Below are 17,807 nucleotides of genomic sequence, written 5' to 3'. Positions count from 1 at the left end.
GCCAAGAAGGCGGGTACAGCGCCGCCTGCTAAACTTGGAGCAATATTTGGAACGACAGCATGCCAGAAAGCTTGGCTCGGTTTGCGGCGCAGTTCAGCCCCGCCAGTTCGAGGATTGAATCAATTCTCTGCAGAGCAGCTACGGATGGGTCGGCAAAAACAACGAGACGCTTATTCAGCAGTTTAATACGTGGCTTGCTCAATAGCTTTCGGCATCTGAGGCCCCGTTTAAAGCCAACAAGTAGGTCGGCAGCGACGCAAAAATCGGAGCCGGAGTCATGGTTTGATGTTTGTTTTCAGCCCCAGACGGGGCGGTTTTGGTCTTAGTCGAACCGCCGGGGGCGGATATTCGACAATGGCCGATGATGTGCGCTAGCAAGCTGGCCGCAGGTCTTAAGGCTCTTCTAGGTCAAAACGGAGAAGAGAATACGCATTGTTGGCTAAGCGCGCAGCGCGCTACCGTCTGCTATCATTCGGCGTGACCTGCCAGTGCATTTTCATCCCGCGGCAGTTAGAGTCTCTGGGTTTTGTACGCCAAGTGGCGCGGGTGGAGCAACGGACGATCGGCGGAGCTGGTCGGGGTTGCGCAGCCGATCGTCCGTTGCGGTGAGTTGGGCGGGATAGGCCGCGGGGGTCAGGTATTTTGGCGACGAGTGAGGCCGCTGGAGATTGTAGTCGGCGATCCAATTGGCGATCTTGGCGCGGGCGTCATCCAGATCAAAGAACAGGGTCTCGTTGAGCAGTTCATCGCGCATCCGGCCATTAAAACTCTCGATGAAGCCGTTCTGCATCGGCTTTCCCGGCGCGATAAAGTGCCAATTGATGGCTGCGTCCTTGCACCAAGCGAGCATGGCGTTGCAGGTGAACTCGGTGCCATGGTCAGACACGATCATTACTGGCTTGCCGCGTCGCTGGACTATTGCCGTCAGTTCGCGGGCCACGCGCCGTCCTGAGATGGACGTCTCCGGAATGGCGCCCAGGCATTCCTTGATGACGTCGTCGACGATGTTGAGAATGCGGAAGCGCGGTCGTGGACGAAGTCCAGCGACCAACGCGCGTTGGGCCTCGCCTCGATCAGGATCGGGGCACGGGTCCCCATGGCCTTGCGGCGAGCCCGCCGTTTGCGGACAGTGAGCCCTTCCTCGCGATAAAGCCGGTAGATCCGATTGATCCCCGAGGGCTCGCCCTTCCGTCGCAGCAGGAGGAATAGCCCGTTGGCCAGGTCGCGCAACCGGCTGCGCAGAGCTGCGTCCGGCGGGCGGCTGGAGCGATAGCGGATCATCTTCAGATCCGCCCCGACGATCGAGCAGGCCCGCCGTTCCACAGGCTCATGACGGCCTGTAGATGCGCGACCCCAGCGCGCTTGGCGGCGGGCCCTACCATTTTTTTGAAAGCAGCTCGCGAAGTGCGGCCGCATCGAGCATCTGCTCGGCCAGAAGTTTCTTCAGCTTCGCGTTCTCCTCTTCCAAGGCCCTCAGCCGCTTCGCTTCGGAAACGTCCATGCCGCCGAATTTGGCCTTCCAATTGTAGATCGTCGCCTCGGAAACACCGTGCTTGCGAGCCAGGTCGGCTGTCTTCGCCCCCAGCCTCATGCTCCTTCAATACCGCGATAATCTGCTCTTCCGTGAACCTTGCTCGCTTCATCTGTCCGTTCTTCTTCGGGCCGGACTCTAACTCCTTCCGGAGGAAATACGCAGTGGCAGGTCAACGCTTGTGAAGTTAGAAAGACTTGTAAAAGGTTTCATGTTTCTCCGCCATTTGTTGCAAAAGCTTTGGCGGGGCGAAGCGGGGGCCATATTTGCCTTCGAACATCTCGCAGACGCTGATGAAGTTCGTCGTACCCATCAAGTCGATATAGGACAGCACACCACCGGTAAACGGCGGAAAACCGAAACCGAGTATCGAGCCCACATCCGCGTCGCGCGGATCGGTAACAACGCGCTCGTCGATTGTACGCGCGGCTTCCACCGCTTGCACGACTAAGAAGCGTTGTTTAAGCTCCTCGGCTTCAATCCGATCGGAATCGAGATGCTTTCGCTGTAGGTTGGTAAGTCCCCGCCAAAGCGTCTTTGAGCCCTTCCCCTTCTCGGGGTAATCATAAAATCCTTTGCGGTTCTTGCGTCCAAGACGCCCCTGGTTCTCGACTAGCTCGACCATTAGTTGCTTCTGCGCGGGGTCAATCGCGTTCTGTCCGAGATCGGCTTCGGTCAATCTCATAACCTTTAATCGAAGGTCCAGGCCGATTTCATCAGCCAGTGAGAGCGGTCCGACCGGCATGCCCGCCATCTTGGCGCAGTTCTCAACCATCGCCGGCGGCACGCCCTCCAAGAACATTTCGACACCTTCCGAGACAAAGCGCCGCACGCAGCGATTGGCGAAGAAACTGCGAGAATCGTTAACGAGGATCGGGATCTTGCTGATCTGATCAAGATAGTCGAGCGCTGTTGCAAGCGCGAGGTTGCCCGTCTTCTTGCCAAGAATGACTTCAACCAGCTTCATCTTCTCGACCGGCGAAAAGAAATGAATACCAATGAAAATACCCTGCTCCGTGAATGACTCGGCCAAGGTACTGATCGGTAGTGTCGAGGTGTTGGAAGCGAAGATCGCGCCCTTCTTGAGCAAGGGCTGCGCCTTCGCGTACACACCGGCCTTGGCATTACGGTCCTCAAATACCGACTCGATCACAAGGTCGCAATCCATAATCGCGGCGTAGTCAGTGGTAGGGATGATCCGCGAGAGCGTCTCGTCTCGATCGCTTTCGCTGGCTCGACCCTTCTGTATAAGATCGTTGAACACTGAATTAGCGTGCGCCTTCGCTTTATCCGCGCTCTCTTGATGCCGTGCAATTAGGGCCACCTCAATGCCGGCGCGTGCCGAGACGTACCCGACACTCGCACCCATGAAGCCAGCGCCAATCAAGCCGAGCTTCTTCACCTTCGTCGGAGGCACGTCCTGCGGACGACGGCGACCTGCCTGTAGTTCCGCCATCGAGAGGAACTGAGTGCGGACCATCCCCTGCGTTACTTTGGATCGCAGAACGTTCGCGAAATACCGCGATTCAACGCGCAGCGCTGCTTCGATCGGAAGCTGTACGCCTTCATAAACAGAGGCCAAAATCGCTCGCTTAGCCGGGTAGTTGTCGTAGGATTCGCGACGGTACATGGCATTGGCCGCTCGGAATGCCATTTTGCCGGCGTGGGAATAGACTGGACCGACGGGCAGTCCGAAACCCTTCTCATCCCACCGGGCGAGCGCCTGTCCGCCACCTTTGATCCAATTCTTCGCCTCCCTAACCAGATTGGGGGCTGGTACAATGGCATCGATCAGCCTCAGCGCGTGGGCGTGCGCGACATTCATCGTGTCGCCCTTGACTAGTATCTGCATCGCCTGCTGTAGCGCGACGATACGCGGTACGCGCTGGGTGCCACCAGCACCAGGGAACAGGCCAAGCTTGATCTCGGGGAAGCCGAGCTGCGTCTTCGGATTGTCCGCCGCTACGCGATGATGGCAGCATAGCGTCAGCTCGAATCCGCTGCCCAGTGCACGGCCGTTGATGGCAGCGACCCATGGCTTGCCTGAAGTCTCGATCGACCGAAAGGCGAGCGACAATCGACGGCTTTGGTCAAACAGCATTTGGTTCGCGGGAATCTCGCCCTCCTCCTTCAGCACGCGGACGTATTGCTTGTACATCCCTTGGAGCATCGAGATCTCGGATCCGTCGGAGAATGCCTCCTTGCCAGAGGTGATGACGATCCCCTTCACGCTCGTATCAGTGGTTGTTTGCTCAACGATTTCCTCGAGCTCGTCGATCGAAGTTTGGTCCAGCACGTTCACGGAACGACCTTGGTTGTTCCAAGTCACCAGGGCAACGCCATCAACGTCAGTTTCGACTCGAAAATTTTTGACCGGCATATCTTTTCTTCCCTCTACTCGGACTACCATGACGATGCAGCGATTCCTGAAGCGAATTGGTGAGGCGCCGGAAACCCGATTCCTGCTTCGCCCTTGACTGGTTTAGGTTCCGCGGATGTGATCCGCTAAACTCATCTTACCTCACACGCGTTCAATGATCGTGGCCGTTCCCATGCCGCCACCAATGCACAGCGCCACCAGTGCGGTCACCTGGTTTCTGCGTTCGAGTTCGTCAAGCACAGTTCCTAAGATCATCGCACCAGTTGCGCCGAGAGGATGGCCAAGTGCAATCGCGCCGCCGTTGACATTGATTTTGTCGCTATCTATCCCGAGCCCTTGGATATACCGCAGGACCACTGAAGAGAAAGCCTCGTTGACCTCGAACAGATCAATGTCCGACTTCTTCATGCCCGAGCGTTCGAACAATTTTCTGGTAACATCGATTGGACCAGTAAGCATAATGGCTGGTTCGGAACCGATATTGGTAAAAGCTCTTATTTTTGCCCGTGCCTTAAGCCCGTATTTTCTACCCACATTCTTGCTCCCGAGTAGCACTGCAGCAGCGCCGTCGACGATTCCGGACGAGTTACCGGCGTGATGTACATAATTGATGCGTTCGATCTCGGGATGCGACTGAATGGCGACCGCATCGAAGCCACTCGTCTGTGCTAGGTTGACAAAGGACGGACTCAGCTGCGCCAGCGACTGCATAGTCGTGTTCGGTCGAATGTGTTCGTCCTTATCTAAGATGATGAGCCCATTGACATCTTTGACCGCCTCGATTGATTTGCTGAAGCGACCCTCCAACCACGCTTTCCCGGCCCGCTGCTGGCTCTGTACGGCATAGCCGTCAACGTCTTCGCGCGAAAACCCATATTTGGTCGCAATCAGATCCGCGGAAAGCCCCTGAGGCATGAAATAGGTGGGTATCGCAATAGATGGATCAACTGACGAGGCACCGCCGGCTGCACCCATGCCGACCCGGCTCATGGCTTCCACGCCGCCCCCAACCACGAGTTCATGCTGACCACTTATGATCTGGGCGGCCGCGAAATTCACGGCATCAAGGCCCGAGGCGCAGAAGCGGTTGATCTGGACACCTGGTACCGCCTCCCCAAGACCCGCTTTCAACGCCGCAAACCGGGCGATGTCGCCACCCGCTTCGCCCACCGGATCTGCGACACCGAGGATGACATCGTCGATCACATCTTGTGGAATATTGTTCCGTCGCCTAAGCGCCTGGAGCGGCACCGTAGCCAACTGAAGTGCGGTCACTTCGTGTAACGCGCCGTCTGATTTGCCCCGGCCGCGCGGAGTACGAACGTGATCATAGATATATGCCTCGCGCATTAGATTACTCCTGAACTTGCGATCATCGTGTGACGTCAGATTCAAATGACGGCCCGGAGGCGTGGGTATGCCGGTCGCCTGTTGCAAGAGATTGGCGCACCCACAAATGGTTCGCCGGCTTGTATCCGCAATTCCGGAACAAGCTCTGCCCGGTATGCGCTCTCGAATTTACTACGTAGCGGTAGCCGACCGGTGACTTAGCGCATTGACAGAGGAAGGTGTTTCCCTTTGAAATAAGCGTGTACTTCACAGCGATAAACTCTTCTTGGCGCGCACTTGCATACTTCTCTCCGAATTGCAGATCGGTACGACGAATCGAGAAGCCCGTGAATATTTGCGCTCTGCCCTCAATCGGTGTTGCTCCCTCTCAGTAGCAACTGTTGTGCCAATGCTGCTTAAGCCTATTTCGTCCATGGTAACGCTTGCCGCAATCCAAAACCGGTGTTTCGAACGAGGCGGTGTAGATCCTGTCAGATACCAAACAACGGTCACACGTCGTTAGTCCGAAAGCTCTCCTATTGTGACGAGGTTCGCCCGCCTTGTTGGTAGAACGAATCACCCATCGAACTAGACAGAGCGAATAGACTTGGGGCACGCTGGGGGATGCATTGGACGATCTCGGCACAAGCACCCGCCGGCCCGAGACAACGCTGACATATGGCTTCTCGCTTTTCAGCGAGCTTAGTCCGCTCTAGCAATGATAAATGCGTCATCCGCCCTACGGCGCACAAATGTGGATGGCTCTTCAGACATGGGCTCCTTCGAGATACGTCGCACGCTAAAAGGAAATACTGACGCTGCTTGAGATAGTTACTCTGCATGCCTTTCGGGGCGCCTCAACAGGAGCTATTGCGCGAGATGGTGGCCATTAACGTACGCTGGAGAGGACTGGTCGTCCGGATTAGTCTGTCGAAGGCGGGATAGGGGCGCTGGAGCACGAAACGGTGGCAGGCCGCATGACCATGAGCTGTGAGCTCGCTTTGGACTTGGCCGCCCCCTACGACTTGCCCCGGCTGCGCTGCGAGCGCGGATCCGTAGATGTCGTGCAAGCCACTGGCTCCTGAGACAAAGGAGAACCAAGCATGCAAATCGTCGGCATGGACATCCATCGATTGTTCGCACAGATGGCGATCCTGGAGGACGGAACAATAATCCGACAGCTCCGTGTAGATCTCGTCCAGGATCGGCTTGTCGCCTTTGCCAAGACACTCAGGCTCGAGGATGAGGTGGTCATCGAGGTGACGGGCAACAGCGCGGCGGTCGAACGTAGCGCGTCGCGGTCGCCAATCCGAGGCTCGTTCGGGCGATCGCCTGTGCGCGAGTCAAAACGGACAAGGCCGATGCTGGGACTCTGGCAAAGTTGCATGCTGCCGGCTTCTTGCCGGAGGCTGGGTTGCTGACGAGGACACCTACAGCCGCCGGCGCCAGATGGCCGAGCGCGCTGGCGTCTTGGCGCAGATCATCCGGATTAAAGGCCGCATGAAGGCTATCCTGCATGCCACCTCATCCCGCCCTACAAAGGCTATCTCTTTGGCAAGCGCGGACAGCATTGGCTGGACAGTCTGCCTCTTCATCGGAGGAGCGTGCAATGCTCTGGCGTCTGATCGCGGAACTCGAACGCGTGACGAAGCAACTGTCGGAGATCGACAAAGTCGTGGCCCAGCAGGCTCTGGACGATCCACGGGCTCTCAAGCTGATTGACGATCCCCGGCGTGAGTTCGGTTGTCGCATCGAGTGTACTGGCCTCCATCGGCGACATCGCACGCTTCCCGGCGCCGGATAAGCTCGGCAGCTATTTCGGGTTGACTCCGTGGGTTCGGCAGTCAGGCGAGCACCCGGCACGGCATCGCCTGATCTCGAAGCAGGGCAACCGTGACGCCCGCAAGATGCTGGTTGAGGCGACGTGGTCAGCCAAGACGGCGCCGGGTCCATTGCGAGCATTCTTCAACCGCACGCAGAAAAAGCACGGGGCCGGGGTCGCAGCCGTCGCGACGGCGCGCAAGCTCGCAGTCATGATCTGGCACCTCCTGACGACCGGGAAGGACTACGCTTACGCGCGGCCAGCGTTCACGGCGATGAAACTCCGGAAGGTGGCTCTGAAGGCTGGGGCTGCCCGTGCCTACGGCAAGGCTGGCCCGGGCCGGGACTATTGGATCAAGGAAATCCGCGAACGGGAAGCTGGTTACGTCGCACGCGTCGAGCAGGCCTACGAACGCATGGTGGCTGCCTGGAAGGAAAAACCAAAAAAAGTTGCTACGACCTGAAGGTAAGGACTTCTCAACACCATCCGTCGACATGCAAAGCCGTCCGTCATCGAGGAAGCGGCTAAATGCATCCCAGCGGCTGAGGCAGCAATTGATCGCTTTGGTCGTGTCGTTGTTCCTGGAGAGCTTGGCGCGCTGCTCGCGCAACCACGCCTCCAGCGCGACGATCAGGGGGCGGCTACGCTCCTGACGCACACGCAGGCGCTCCTGCGCAGCAAGACGGTTGATCTCACGTTTGAAGGCGAACAGGACATCGATGCGCTTGACCGCCTCGGCCGCGATCGGCGCCTTGCTGAGCCGCGCGAGATCAAAGAACTTGCGTCTGCCATGCGTCCAGCACGCGGCCGCGATGATCGGGCCGCCGTTGCGATTGGCCTCGTAGAGCTTGCCAAAGCCGGCGTAGGCGTCGGCCTGCATCAGTCCGGCATAGCCCGCCAGATGCTGCTCCGGATGCACACCGCCACGATCGGGCGAGTAGAAGAACACGGCCGCTGGCGGATCCGGGCCGGCAAACGGACGGTCATCGCGCACGTAGGTCCAGAGCCGACAGGTCCGGGTCTTGGCCTTAGCCAGGACCGGCACCGTCGGGTGAGTAGGCCGGAGGGATTTCACCTCCAGCCTCTCGCAGAACCGTGAGGCTCTCGTCTCACCCGGCTCCCATCAGGCAAGCTTGCCGCTATCGCCAAGTTGCCAATGCACAAAGAGCCTACGGTTCTCACGCGCGATCTTCTCTGGGAAGAGACGCGCGCGTCCTGAGCGGTGATGGAAGCGCTCGTACTTTCGCTTCAACCAGATAGCCAACGTCTGGTTGATGTAGCGCGCCAAAGGATAGAGCGCCGAACGCGTGTATTGCCCATAATAAGCGCCCCCTAACCATCGGGTTTAGTTCGCGGGCAACATCGTCCAACGTCACCTCGGTTCGCTTGCGAAGTTTCAAGCCGCGGATCACCGTGCTTGCGAGCCAGGTCGGCTGTCTTCGCCCCAGCCTCATGCTCCTTCAATACCGCGATAATCTGCTCTTCCGTGAACCTTGCTCGCTTCATCTGTCCGTTCTTCTTCGGGCCGGACTCTAACTCCTTCTGGAGGAATACGCAGTGGCAGGTCACCGGCATCCTGATGCATTCGAGTCTCGCGGTTACAATCGAAGGGGTGCCGCTGGGGTTAGCGGCCGTTAAGTTTTGGAACCGGAAGAAATTCAAGGGGACGGCGGCGCTTAAAAAGAAGATCAATCCGACCCGGATTCTCATCGAGAAAAAGGAAAGCGTCCGGTGGTTGGAAAATCTCAAGCAGTCCACGCAGCTGTTGGATCACCCGGGTCAAACGTCTGATTGACTGGCCGCTGGTCGCTTTCGCCGAAGGGCGAAGCGCTGCATGGACTTGGCAACGCTTAGACAAACATGTAACCGCCAAATGTGTTCTGCGAGCTTGTCTCAGCATCGCTCGGCTTACCACACCCAATATTCCTAGGTACGTAGGCTCGATTTGCGCGAACACCTCCGGAAAAACGCTAAAGGGCTCACGTAGACTCATTTAGGGATACAGAGACTACGATGCACCTCGCTCGTGCTCGTCCTAATCGCCTTTCCTGGCACAAACGCGACAGTGCTCATACAGCACTATACGTCGTCAGTTAGGATTGTGCTCCAGCGAAAATCACGATGATATTGCAGGGGCGCTGTTGTTATGACCATCAACCAACCTGATCAAGTCCTCGCGGGTGGTCCAGAAAAGCCAATCGTCGTCCACAATATCTTCGTCCACCAGCCGCAATATCGAGCCACCGGGCTCACAGCGCGATATATCGTAAACGCGTTTATCGACGGACCACTGCCCTCCAAGACCACACGTAAAATCAGGAGCCCACATCGCAAGAGAAACACCCCGCATGATTCCAGCCATGATCTTGGCCATACCCTGTCCTCTGAAGTCTTTGCGCACCCAAATGTCGCCGTGGTAGACAACGGTCCCAGTAATCTTCCGGGCGGCTGGCGCTCTGCAGATACAATGATCCTCCGGATGTGCATGCTTGCCCGGGTCAGCGTAGAAGAATCTAAGGGATTGAAGATGTTCCGCAAGATTGCTGTTCGAGAGGTTATACAGTCGAGCAGCCTCCACAAGAACGATCTCGCTATTTTTGTCGACGCCTACGACCCAACACCCCTCGCCTGGCTTAATGGGAGAGCGATCTGGCCGGAATATTGGGTATGTCCTCCCTTTTGTCGGAATCGCTTCTGTCATCGACACATACTGATGAAAATCATATCCTATTGAAAGCTTGACCCCTTTCCGAATGGCGGCCTCGTCAAATACGTTGAGAAAGCGCGCGACTTGTAACAGATTGACTATGACTTTCATTGCTTGATCCTGTCTACTCTCGCGGCGAGCGCGTCATGGCCTTCCGGCAATTTAGTAGTTCGTGGTACGCCGTTAATTCATTTTGAGAGACTACGTACTTTGGTGGGATTTATTGCAATGTGAAACGCGCCAATTCGACTGGCGTTTAGCGTCGAAGAACCCGCTCGAGCAGGTGTGCATTGAGCGGCGGTACAGTAATAACCCTGTGTCGGGTGAGCGAGCGCCGATCACATTCTCTTACGAGACTCACGACTAGCTAGGCGGACCTTCCTCGAGCGACTCGACCCCTGTAGCAGCCTCAAGAAGCCTGGAGTTATTGAATGAAAAAACTTCAACTGCGGTCGTTCACGAGGGTAGAAACGCTAGGCCATGGATCCGCTGTTGTCGAGCCGGCCATCAATCGTGTCGGTGGCCAGAGGAGCTCGGTGTGGCGGTGCGCGCGACGCCGGATGCCGACGTTCCGGCAAGCGCCTGCAAAGGCGGCGCGATGCCCAACCACAGGAGACGTCGAAGTCGGCGTGCCACGCTTAGGAGATCGCCGCCTACCTCTGGAGAAAACGCGGCACCGCATGCAGCACGATATCTAAAAAAGTCGAGCGCGATGTTTGCCAGAATCCGGTCGTTAGCTTCCGCTTCATCGAAGACCACCGCGCGAACTGTACGGTACCGCTGATGCGTGCCGAAGTCGGGCTCGCCCCTCGGGCTATTGCGCTTGGGCAGCCGTGAACTCCTCCGGCCAACAAGAGTCTCGGATCCGTACCTAGGCCGACCTAGGTTCGCTCGGTCGCTGGCCTCTGGCAGTGCTTCCGCCAACGCTAATTTGAACACTTGAATCCTTTATCGTCTCGTAGTTGGTCGTTCGTGCAGATAACAATTCGACCCTATCACGGGTTCACATCATTCGATAATCAGCCCCTTTTTGAAGGCCTTGCGCGTCACACCTGCCGCGATTTCGGGCATTTAACAATTAGCTCCCCGCACCAACCACGGCCTCAGACAGCAAGAGTGTTTTCATGCGTCGACGCAGCGATCTCACGTGGGTGCCGCACAACTTCTCGCCTACTCTGAAGCTGCTGCGAGAACGTTCCGCTGCATCAATGTATATTTGCAGCGTTCGCAGACGCAAGTGCGAGATTGCTCCCTCGAAACGTACCATTGTGCTCCCCTAGACGACAGTCCCCGATCAGCGGGTCGTGGTCGAGTAGCTCGGCCATTTAGCTTTGCCCTCACAGATCCGGGCGGGCGGCTTTCCCGCACCCGGCTCTTCCCGAGAGTAACCCGCGTCATATCCGCGCCTGTGCCCATGTGCGAGTGATACGTGGAGTTGGCAGGCGGAAGCGTGCCGTCAGGGTTTCGAACTTCGGCCAGCCCATGCGCCGACTTCTCTGGCTGCGCCGTCTCAGACAACGCAGCCAGGTTCGACGCACTTCGCGGTAGAAGCCGTTGAGCGCTGGATAGTTGTGCGGCCTGCCATAACCATAGTGCCCGCGCAGCACGGCGGCGAACCACTCGCGCTGCTTGGCCAGTGGCGCGTGCATGAGCCGCCAGGCGTCCTGGCGCAGCGCCGTCAGCTTCTGCGTCAGGCGTTTCCCCTCCATCTTGTGCTTCAGGATGAACCGGCCATCTCGGGTCCGCCCGCAAAGTGCGGTGAAGCCCAGGAAGGCGAAGGTTTCTGGCCGCCGATCGCCGCGCCGCTGACGCGAGAGGGCCGCGAACCGGCCAAACTCGATCAACCGCGTCTTGTCCTCATGGAGCGTCAGGCAAAGCTGGCCAGTCGCACCTTGAGGGCCAAGAGCATTTCCTGCGCATCGGCCTTGGTCTCGAAGCCCATGACGAAGTCGTCCGCATAGCACATAGTCACAACGCGACCGCGTGCACGGGCGACGACGCCATTGGTGCGCCCAGAGATCGAGGATGTAGTGCAGGAAGATGTTGGCAAGGAGCGGGGCTGATGCCTGCCCCTTGCGGCCGCAGCAGCCACTCGTGGTCGACCGAGTCGAAGAAGCTGCTAATGTCGGCATCGAGCACCCAGTTCACGCGCTGGCTCATGATCCCGTATGCAGGGCATCAAGCGCCATATGAGGATTCCGCCCCGGCCGGAAGCCGTAGGAGAATCCGAGGAAGCCGACCTCGTAGACCGCGCTCAACACCTCGGCCACCGCGCTTGGACGATCTTGTCCTCTAGCACCGGCACAGCGAGAGGCCGCTTACCGCTGTCGGCTTTGGAGATGTAGATCCGCCGCGCCGGCTGTGGCCGGTAGCGACCAGAGTGGACCCGTCCGCAGAGGTCGCGGATGTTATCCGTGAGCCCCTCTTCGTATCTCGCCACTGTTACCCCATCGACCCCCGCGCTGGCCTGCCGCTTTTGTCATCGGAACGCCCGAAGCAGAGCGTCCTCGTCGATGTCATGCAGCAAGGCTGTGAACCGGGTTTGGGCAGCCTGCTTGGCCGCCGCGTTCACCCGCTCGAGATTCGGCGGCAAGGCAACCCGGCTCTGTGTCCGGCCCCTGGCCTTCTCGCGCGGGCTCCTCTCGGGCCGGTCCGTTCCCTCCATACGTCTCGTTTCCTTCGACGATTTCACAGGTACTATGGACCAGTCCGACTCCCGATATCAGCTCGGACCGCGGATCTGGCAGTGCCTTGCCATTGGAGACCAATCCAATGGACCCGGTCGGGCCTCTCATGTTCCGATGATTACCTTCCATGCGTGATCCGGCCATCGACCCCCGACGGAGCGGCATCGTCTCGCATAACGACGATGCTCATGCTGCCTTCGTGACTAGGGAACACACTCGGCCTCCGCGAACATCCACCGTTCGAGGCTCATTTCCGCACCCCGCATGGCCCCTGCCTACACTTCGGACCCCGCGTTGCCGCGACGCCCGCAAGATTCGGTCCCGGCTTGCCCACTTCGGCTTTGGCCGGATGGGACTTCCACCCACAAGCAATCATCAGCTTGGCATGACGTACTCCCCGGTGGTGGTGTAGCTCGGTAGAGCAAAGCCGCCCGTACGCGCGCTCCCCAATAGCGCCGTAGCGGGCGGGCGGCTCTGCGGTGGTCACCGGCAGTTCTCCGGTAGGATCGGGTTGCGACACGCCAACGCAACCGAGGAACCACCGATGACCGACGACATGATGAACCTGCGGACACTGGTAGAGAAGACCCCAAACGCCGATGTGCTGCGCGAGATGATCGGCTTTGCGGCCCAGCGCCTGATGGAGCTGGAGGTCGAAAGCCAGACCGGGGCTGGCTATGGCGAGAAAAGCCCCGAACGTCTGGCCCAGCGCAATGGCGACCGCGATCGGGTCTGGGAGACCCGCGCCGGTGCGGTGGAGCTGCGCATCCCCAAGCTGCGCAAGGGCTCTTACTTCCCGGGCTTCCTGGAGCCGCGCCGGATGGCCGAGAAGGCGCTGACCGCCGTGGCGTAGGAAGCCTATGTGCAGGGCGTCTCGGCCAGTTCGGTGGACGACTTGGTGCAAACGATGGGCATGACCTGCATCTCAAAGAGTCAAGTCAGCTGGCCCTGCGGCGAGATCGACGACAAGGTGAAGGCCTTCCCTCGCCCGTCCGATCGAGGGTGACTGGTCCTATTTGTGGATTGACGCCACCTACGTGAAGGTGCGCCAGAACGGCCGCATCGTATCTGTCGCGGTGATTGTCGCGGTCGGCGTTAACCGCGACGGCAGGCGCGAGGTTCTCGGCATGGACATCGGGCCGTCCGAGGCCGAGACGTTCTGGACCGCGTTCCTGCGCAAGCTGGCCCGTCGCGGCTTGCGCGGCGTCAACCTGGTGGTGTCCGATGCCCACGAGGGCATCAAGGCCACCGTGACCAAGATGCTCAACGCCAGCTGGCAACGCTGCCGCGGGACGCGTTGAAGAAGTGGCCAATAGATTTCGTGCGATGCAGCGACCGGCCTTATCCTGGCCCTCGCGTCAAAGCTCGCGCTACGGCCGATCGGAAGCCGCAAACGCATTTTGAGGGACAATCCAAGACAGAATAAGCACAAGGAGAGCGGTTGCCAGCCGCTTGAGGTTTATGGCGGCGGCCGTCAGGTAGGCCTGGATCTTCATATTCGGTAGACCGCGCGGTACGGCGCGCGCCAGCCCATGCCAAGTTTTGGCCGTGGAAGCCCTCTGAGCGCCAGCGATCGCGTTGATAGAGATGTCGATCCTGCTTACTCCATCGCTCGCGACGGCGGCGGGCGCGCAGCAGTGCCGGATAATGGTCACCGAGAACGACGCTTTGTTAACCCGCCCTTTGGATAGGCAGTCGCCCTTGAGCAGACATCGGGTGCAATCCTTCGCCTTCGAGTAAAAGAAACGCCCGTGCTTGATGGGCCGCGCGGAAGCGCAAGATACGCCCTCGCGGGCACTTCAAGATGTCGTTCTTGGCACCGTACCGGAAGCGTCTGAGCGGTACGCGACTCTTGATTGGTTCGGCTTTGGCTGGGATGACGACATCAATGCCGCGCCTCTCGAGCGCGCCATAGACTTTAGCGTAGGCATAGCCCGCATTGGGCGGTGACCACCTTTATGTCGATGCCCGTCATCGCTTCAACCTCATCGAGGTGCGGCTCGATCATCTCCCCTTCATTCGTTTGTCAAGTCGTGACCGGGACATCCAGAATGACACCGACCTTGTTATTGACGGCTGCGTGCTGCTTGTAAGCGGGTTCCAGCCGGCGGTTTCGGGCAGTCGTAGCCATTGTCGCATCGGGATCAGTCATGCAGACCTTTTTGTACTTCCCGCTCTGCCGGTCTTTCTCTCATCCTCGCTTTGATTTTCGCTCAGCACGTCCACCACATGCTCTTAGGTGAGGCTTTCCCAACTCACGTTGGCGCGGATTGCGACGGATCGATGTGAACCACTTCGGCTGTTGCGATCTTGGCCTTCAGATAGGCCTGGACCGTGCGCTTAAAGATCCTACGGAATCGCTCTTCGCCCCAGCGCGCTGGCGGATGCGCGTTAGGCTGGAATGGTGCGGCAGCTGCTCATGCAGGCCATAACCAACAAACCAGCGAATGGCGATGTGAACCTGAGCCTCCCGGATCAGCTTGCGATCGTCTACGATACCGGTGAGCAGACCCGCGAGCATCAGGCGGACCGCGGCCTCTGGGATTGATGCCTGGCCGACCGTCGTTCGCGCAATAGCAGCCAGAGACCTCTTCCCTTAGCCAAGATACGTCGAGCACGCGATCGACCCGCACCAGCACGTGCGCATCTGAGACGAGCTGTCTGACCGTGCCAGTGATGGAGAGCTCCAACTGATCCCGCTCCTTGCGCCCCAGCATCTCGTTTGCTCCGGCGATCGCGAATCGCCGACGAGAACGGAATCAGCCAATCGCAGCTTTTTCAACGACCCCCGCGTCCACTTCATGCGTAACGTGCTGGCCTATGCCGGCAAGAGCGGACGGCGCGTCGTCTCCGCCTTCATCGCCACAGCCTTTGCCCAGGACGATGCCGAGGCCGCTCGCACCCAATGGCGCAAGGTCGCCGATCAGCTCCGCCCCAAGCTGCCCAAGCTTGTCGGTTTTCTCGACCAGGCCGAGACCGACGTGCTCGCCTATATGACGTTCCCGCCGCAGCAAGTTGCACTCCACCAATCCGATCGAACGCCTCAACGGCGAGATCAAACGGCGCACCGAGGTGGTCGGCATCTTCCCCAATACGCCATCGTCCGCCTCATCGGAGCCATTCTGCTCGAACAGAACGATGAATGGGCGGTCCAGCGTGCCCGCTACATGACGCTAGAAACCATCGCACCATTGAGCGATGATCCGTACGTCGCCTCACGGCTATCGCCAGCTGACAGACCCGGCTCCAGCCGGCGAACGCGGTGGGCCACCGCCAGCTACACCACGCTTGGGACACGATCCAATCAGCGACTTGGATATCGAGACATCAGAGCCGCAGTCAATGGCGTGACATGCAGCTCAATACAGTTATGGTAGTCGACAGGGCGTCGATCTCATTGCATGCGCGTTTTATGCGCGTGGGCGCCCGGCGCGAGCACGGAAGAGTGGTCAGCAGTGGCACCCGAACAAAAGAGTGGGCTTATGGGACAATCTGCGCAATCGCAAGGAGCGGGACACTTGGAGCTCTTTGTCATGGTTTGCTCAAACATGAGATCGGCTCATGCTGGCGCTGGTCGATCGTGGGCTCTACCTGTCCTAGCTAAACGAGGGTGGATTCCGACTAAGATTGCCGGAACGAGGGTCGACAACATCGATCAGGAAGCCACGGCACCGCTGATACTCGCCTGTCTGCTTACTGGCTCTTACACGATCGAAAGAAGGTGAAATAATCGAGCCGCACTCGTTGAGTTTTTGCGATTGCGGGCATCGACATGATGGCGGTCATCGCCGACCCGGTCAATGAATCGCTAAAGTCTAAGGCGCGCTCGAGCGGTGTGGCATTGATGGCCTGAGTTCTGCTAAAGCGGAGCCAATCAAGAGGGCGTACCGATCTGCCGAACAGGCCATCTTGAATTGACCGCAAGGACTTCTCTTGCGCCCGCGCCACCAGTCAGTAAGCGTCGTTCTCAGGCCACGGCTTTGAGGGCTTGAGCGCAGTAGGCCCAGGGCAGTAGCCGATCGATATCGCGGTTGGGATGCCAGTTGACAATCCTGGTCGGACGTCGGTGAGATACGCGAGCGGATCGACGTCGTTGAGCTTGCAAGTCTCGACCGGGTTGCGACGACGGCCCAATGTTCGGCGCCCCCCGTCGGCAGCGCGTTCTTGCGACTGAGCTTGACGCCACGGATTGATCGTTCGACCGTATTGTTGTCGAGTGCGATGCGGCCGTCATTGATGAAGCGCGTCAGTCCTTGCCAGCGCGAGAGGGCATAGCGGATCGTCTCGGCGAACTTGATCTTCTGGCTGATGAGAGCCAGCTTGGCGCCCAGCCATACCTCGAAGACATCGGCCAGTGGTCGGCTCTTCTGCTGCCGCACGAGGCGACGTTCCTCCGCGCTGCGACCGCGGATCTCCTTCTCGATCGCATAGAATACTGCAATGTGCTTCAGCGCCTCGCTTGCGATCGGCGCGGGGCCGGGTGTCGCGAGTTCGTAGAAGTTGCGCCGCATGTGCACCCAGCAGAAGGCGAGCTCGACCTCGCCACGTTCGGCAAACTTTGGGCAGGCGTTGTAGCCATCGACCTGCAGGACGCCCTTGAAGCAGGCAAGATGGCTGAACAGCCGCTCGGCCTTGCGGTCGGGTGCATGGACATAGGCGATGCCGGGGCGGATCGGGGCCGCGCCAGGGCCTGTCGTCGGCGGCATAGGTCCAGAGCTGGCCGGTCTTGGTGCGCCGTCGACCGGGATCGAGCACCGGCACCGTCGTCTCGTCGGCGAACAGCTTGGACCTCGCGCGAAGCACCGTGAGAAGGCGCTCATGCAGCGGGCGCAGAAGGAAGGCGGCATGCCCCAACCGGTCCGCCAGTGTCGATCGATCGCGAGCGATGCCCTGGCGGGCATAGATCTGGGCCTGCCGGTAGAGCGGCAGATGATCGGCATATTTGGACACTAGAACCTGGGCGATGGTTGCCTCCGTCGGCAGTCCGCCCTCGATCAGCCGGGCCGGAGCCTCGGCCTGCAGGACGCCATCCTCGCAAGCGCGACAGGCGTATTTGGGACGCCGGGTGACGACAACGCGGAACTGGGCCGGCACCATGTCCAGCCGCTCGCTCCTGTCCTCGCCGATTTGGTGTAGGTCGCCCCTGCAGCACGGACAGGTCTTGTCGTTGATGTCGACCACGACCTCGATCCGCGGCAGATGTGCCGGTAGTGCTCCGCGATTTTTGCGGCGCTTGCATGCGCGCTCCGCCCCGCCTTCCGGAGCTGTCTCGTCCTGGCTGGCTTCCGTACATGCAGATTCCAATGATCGCGCGCAGGTATTCCAATCTGATGCCGCGCAGCGTTCCGATC

The 17,807-nt window shown here is 59.2% G+C and carries 9 protein-coding genes and 7 pseudogenes; 6 read left to right on the top strand and 10 right to left on the bottom strand.

Annotated features, from left to right (window positions below; all coding sequences use genetic code 11):
• Positions 1-496: 496 nt before the first annotated feature.
• From XI04_RS08415 to XI04_RS08405, 3 genes and pseudogenes are all read right to left on the bottom strand, one after another.
• Positions 497-1,643 (bottom strand): annotated as a pseudogene (locus XI04_RS08415) (IS3 family transposase).
• 75 nt (positions 1,644-1,718) lie between these two features.
• On the bottom strand, positions 1,719-3,911 hold the full coding sequence (locus XI04_RS08410; protein WP_271623563.1) for a 3-hydroxyacyl-CoA dehydrogenase NAD-binding domain-containing protein: 2,193 nt from the start codon (positions 3,909-3,911) through the stop codon (positions 1,719-1,721).
• Between the two features lie 141 nt (positions 3,912-4,052).
• Positions 4,053-5,261, bottom strand: a complete 1,209-nt coding sequence (locus XI04_RS08405; RefSeq protein ID WP_271623562.1) for an acetyl-CoA C-acetyltransferase — start codon at positions 5,259-5,261, stop codon at positions 4,053-4,055.
• Between the two features lie 1,097 nt (positions 5,262-6,358).
• Here XI04_RS08405 and XI04_RS08400 point away from each other — a divergent pair.
• Positions 6,359-7,525: pseudogene (locus tag XI04_RS08400) on the top strand (IS110 family transposase).
• Between the two features lie 15 nt (positions 7,526-7,540).
• Here the strand turns inward: XI04_RS08400 and XI04_RS08395 are convergent.
• Positions 7,541-8,107: pseudogene (locus tag XI04_RS08395) on the bottom strand (IS66 family transposase); the annotation flags it as partial.
• Between the two features lie 365 nt (positions 8,108-8,472).
• Positions 8,473-8,568 (bottom strand): annotated as a pseudogene (locus XI04_RS38830) (transposase); the annotation flags it as partial.
• Between XI04_RS38830 and XI04_RS08390 the strand changes: the two are divergent.
• A complete protein-coding gene (locus XI04_RS08390) occupies positions 8,549-8,857 on the top strand; it encodes a hypothetical protein (protein WP_271623561.1) in 309 nt (102 codons plus the stop codon). The pseudogene XI04_RS38830 and the gene XI04_RS08390 sit on opposite strands and share 20 nt — an antisense overlap.
• 321 nt (positions 8,858-9,178) lie before the next feature.
• Here the strand turns inward: XI04_RS08390 and XI04_RS08385 are convergent, their stop codons facing one another.
• Positions 9,179-9,880 carry a hypothetical protein gene (locus XI04_RS08385; protein ID WP_271623560.1) on the bottom strand — a complete coding sequence of 234 codons (702 nt, stop codon included), beginning with the start codon at positions 9,878-9,880 and terminating at the stop codon, positions 9,179-9,181.
• 1,283 nt (positions 9,881-11,163) lie between these two features.
• Complete coding sequence (locus tag XI04_RS08380) at positions 11,164-11,613, bottom strand: hypothetical protein (protein WP_271623559.1); 450 nt, start codon at positions 11,611-11,613, stop codon at positions 11,164-11,166.
• Positions 11,614-13,000: 1,387 nt separating this feature from the next.
• Here XI04_RS08380 and XI04_RS08375 point away from each other — a divergent pair.
• Positions 13,001-13,745: pseudogene (locus XI04_RS08375) on the top strand (IS256 family transposase); the annotation flags it as partial.
• 81 nt (positions 13,746-13,826) lie between these two features.
• On the opposite strand, the gene XI04_RS38825 reads toward XI04_RS08375, so the two are convergent.
• Complete coding sequence (locus tag XI04_RS38825) at positions 13,827-14,216, bottom strand: transposase (protein WP_442869392.1); 390 nt, start codon at positions 14,214-14,216, stop codon at positions 13,827-13,829.
• Between the two features lie 179 nt (positions 14,217-14,395).
• Here XI04_RS38825 and XI04_RS38820 point away from each other — a divergent pair, with 179 nt between their 5' ends.
• Positions 14,396-14,662 (top strand): hypothetical protein, encoded by a 267-nt coding sequence (locus XI04_RS38820; protein WP_442869390.1) that lies wholly within the window; start codon positions 14,396-14,398, stop codon positions 14,660-14,662.
• A 111-nt stretch (positions 14,663-14,773) separates the two neighbouring features.
• Here the strand turns inward: XI04_RS38820 and XI04_RS38815 are convergent, their stop codons facing one another.
• A complete protein-coding gene (locus tag XI04_RS38815) occupies positions 14,774-14,977 on the bottom strand; it encodes a transposase (RefSeq protein ID WP_442869389.1) in 204 nt (67 codons plus the stop codon).
• A gap of 280 nt (positions 14,978-15,257) precedes the next feature.
• Here XI04_RS38815 and XI04_RS08365 point away from each other — a divergent pair.
• Positions 15,258-15,545: pseudogene (locus XI04_RS08365) on the top strand (transposase); the annotation flags it as partial.
• Positions 15,472-15,627 carry a transposase gene (locus tag XI04_RS38810; RefSeq protein WP_442869391.1) on the top strand — a complete coding sequence of 52 codons (156 nt, stop codon included), beginning with the start codon at positions 15,472-15,474 and terminating at the stop codon, positions 15,625-15,627. The pseudogene XI04_RS08365 and the gene XI04_RS38810, both read left to right, overlap by 74 nt.
• Before the next feature lie 796 nt (positions 15,628-16,423).
• On the opposite strand, the pseudogene tnpC reads toward XI04_RS38810, so the two are convergent.
• Positions 16,424-17,807: pseudogene (gene tnpC / locus XI04_RS08360) on the bottom strand (IS66 family transposase); the annotation flags it as partial.

The organism is Bradyrhizobium sp. CCBAU 11430, from assembly GCF_028128855.1.
Classification (GTDB): domain Bacteria; phylum Pseudomonadota; class Alphaproteobacteria; order Rhizobiales; family Xanthobacteraceae; genus Bradyrhizobium; species Bradyrhizobium ottawaense.
The sequence above is the reverse complement of the archived record's forward strand: the minus strand, read 5'-3'. Positions and strand labels throughout refer to the sequence as shown.

Coding starts and splice junctions, on each gene's coding strand:
- XI04_RS08410 (WP_271623563.1), bottom strand. CDS start 3,911: ATGCCGGTCAAAAATTTTCGAGTCGAAACTGACGTTGATGGCGTTGCC.
- XI04_RS08405 (WP_271623562.1), bottom strand. CDS start 5,261: ATGCGCGAGGCATATATCTATGATCACGTTCGTACTCCGCGCGGCCGG.
- XI04_RS08385 (WP_271623560.1), bottom strand. CDS start 9,880: ATGAAAGTCATAGTCAATCTGTTACAAGTCGCGCGCTTTCTCAACGTA.
- XI04_RS38815 (WP_442869389.1), bottom strand. CDS start 14,977: ATGCTCGCGGGTCTGCTCACCGGTATCGTAGACGATCGCAAGCTGATC.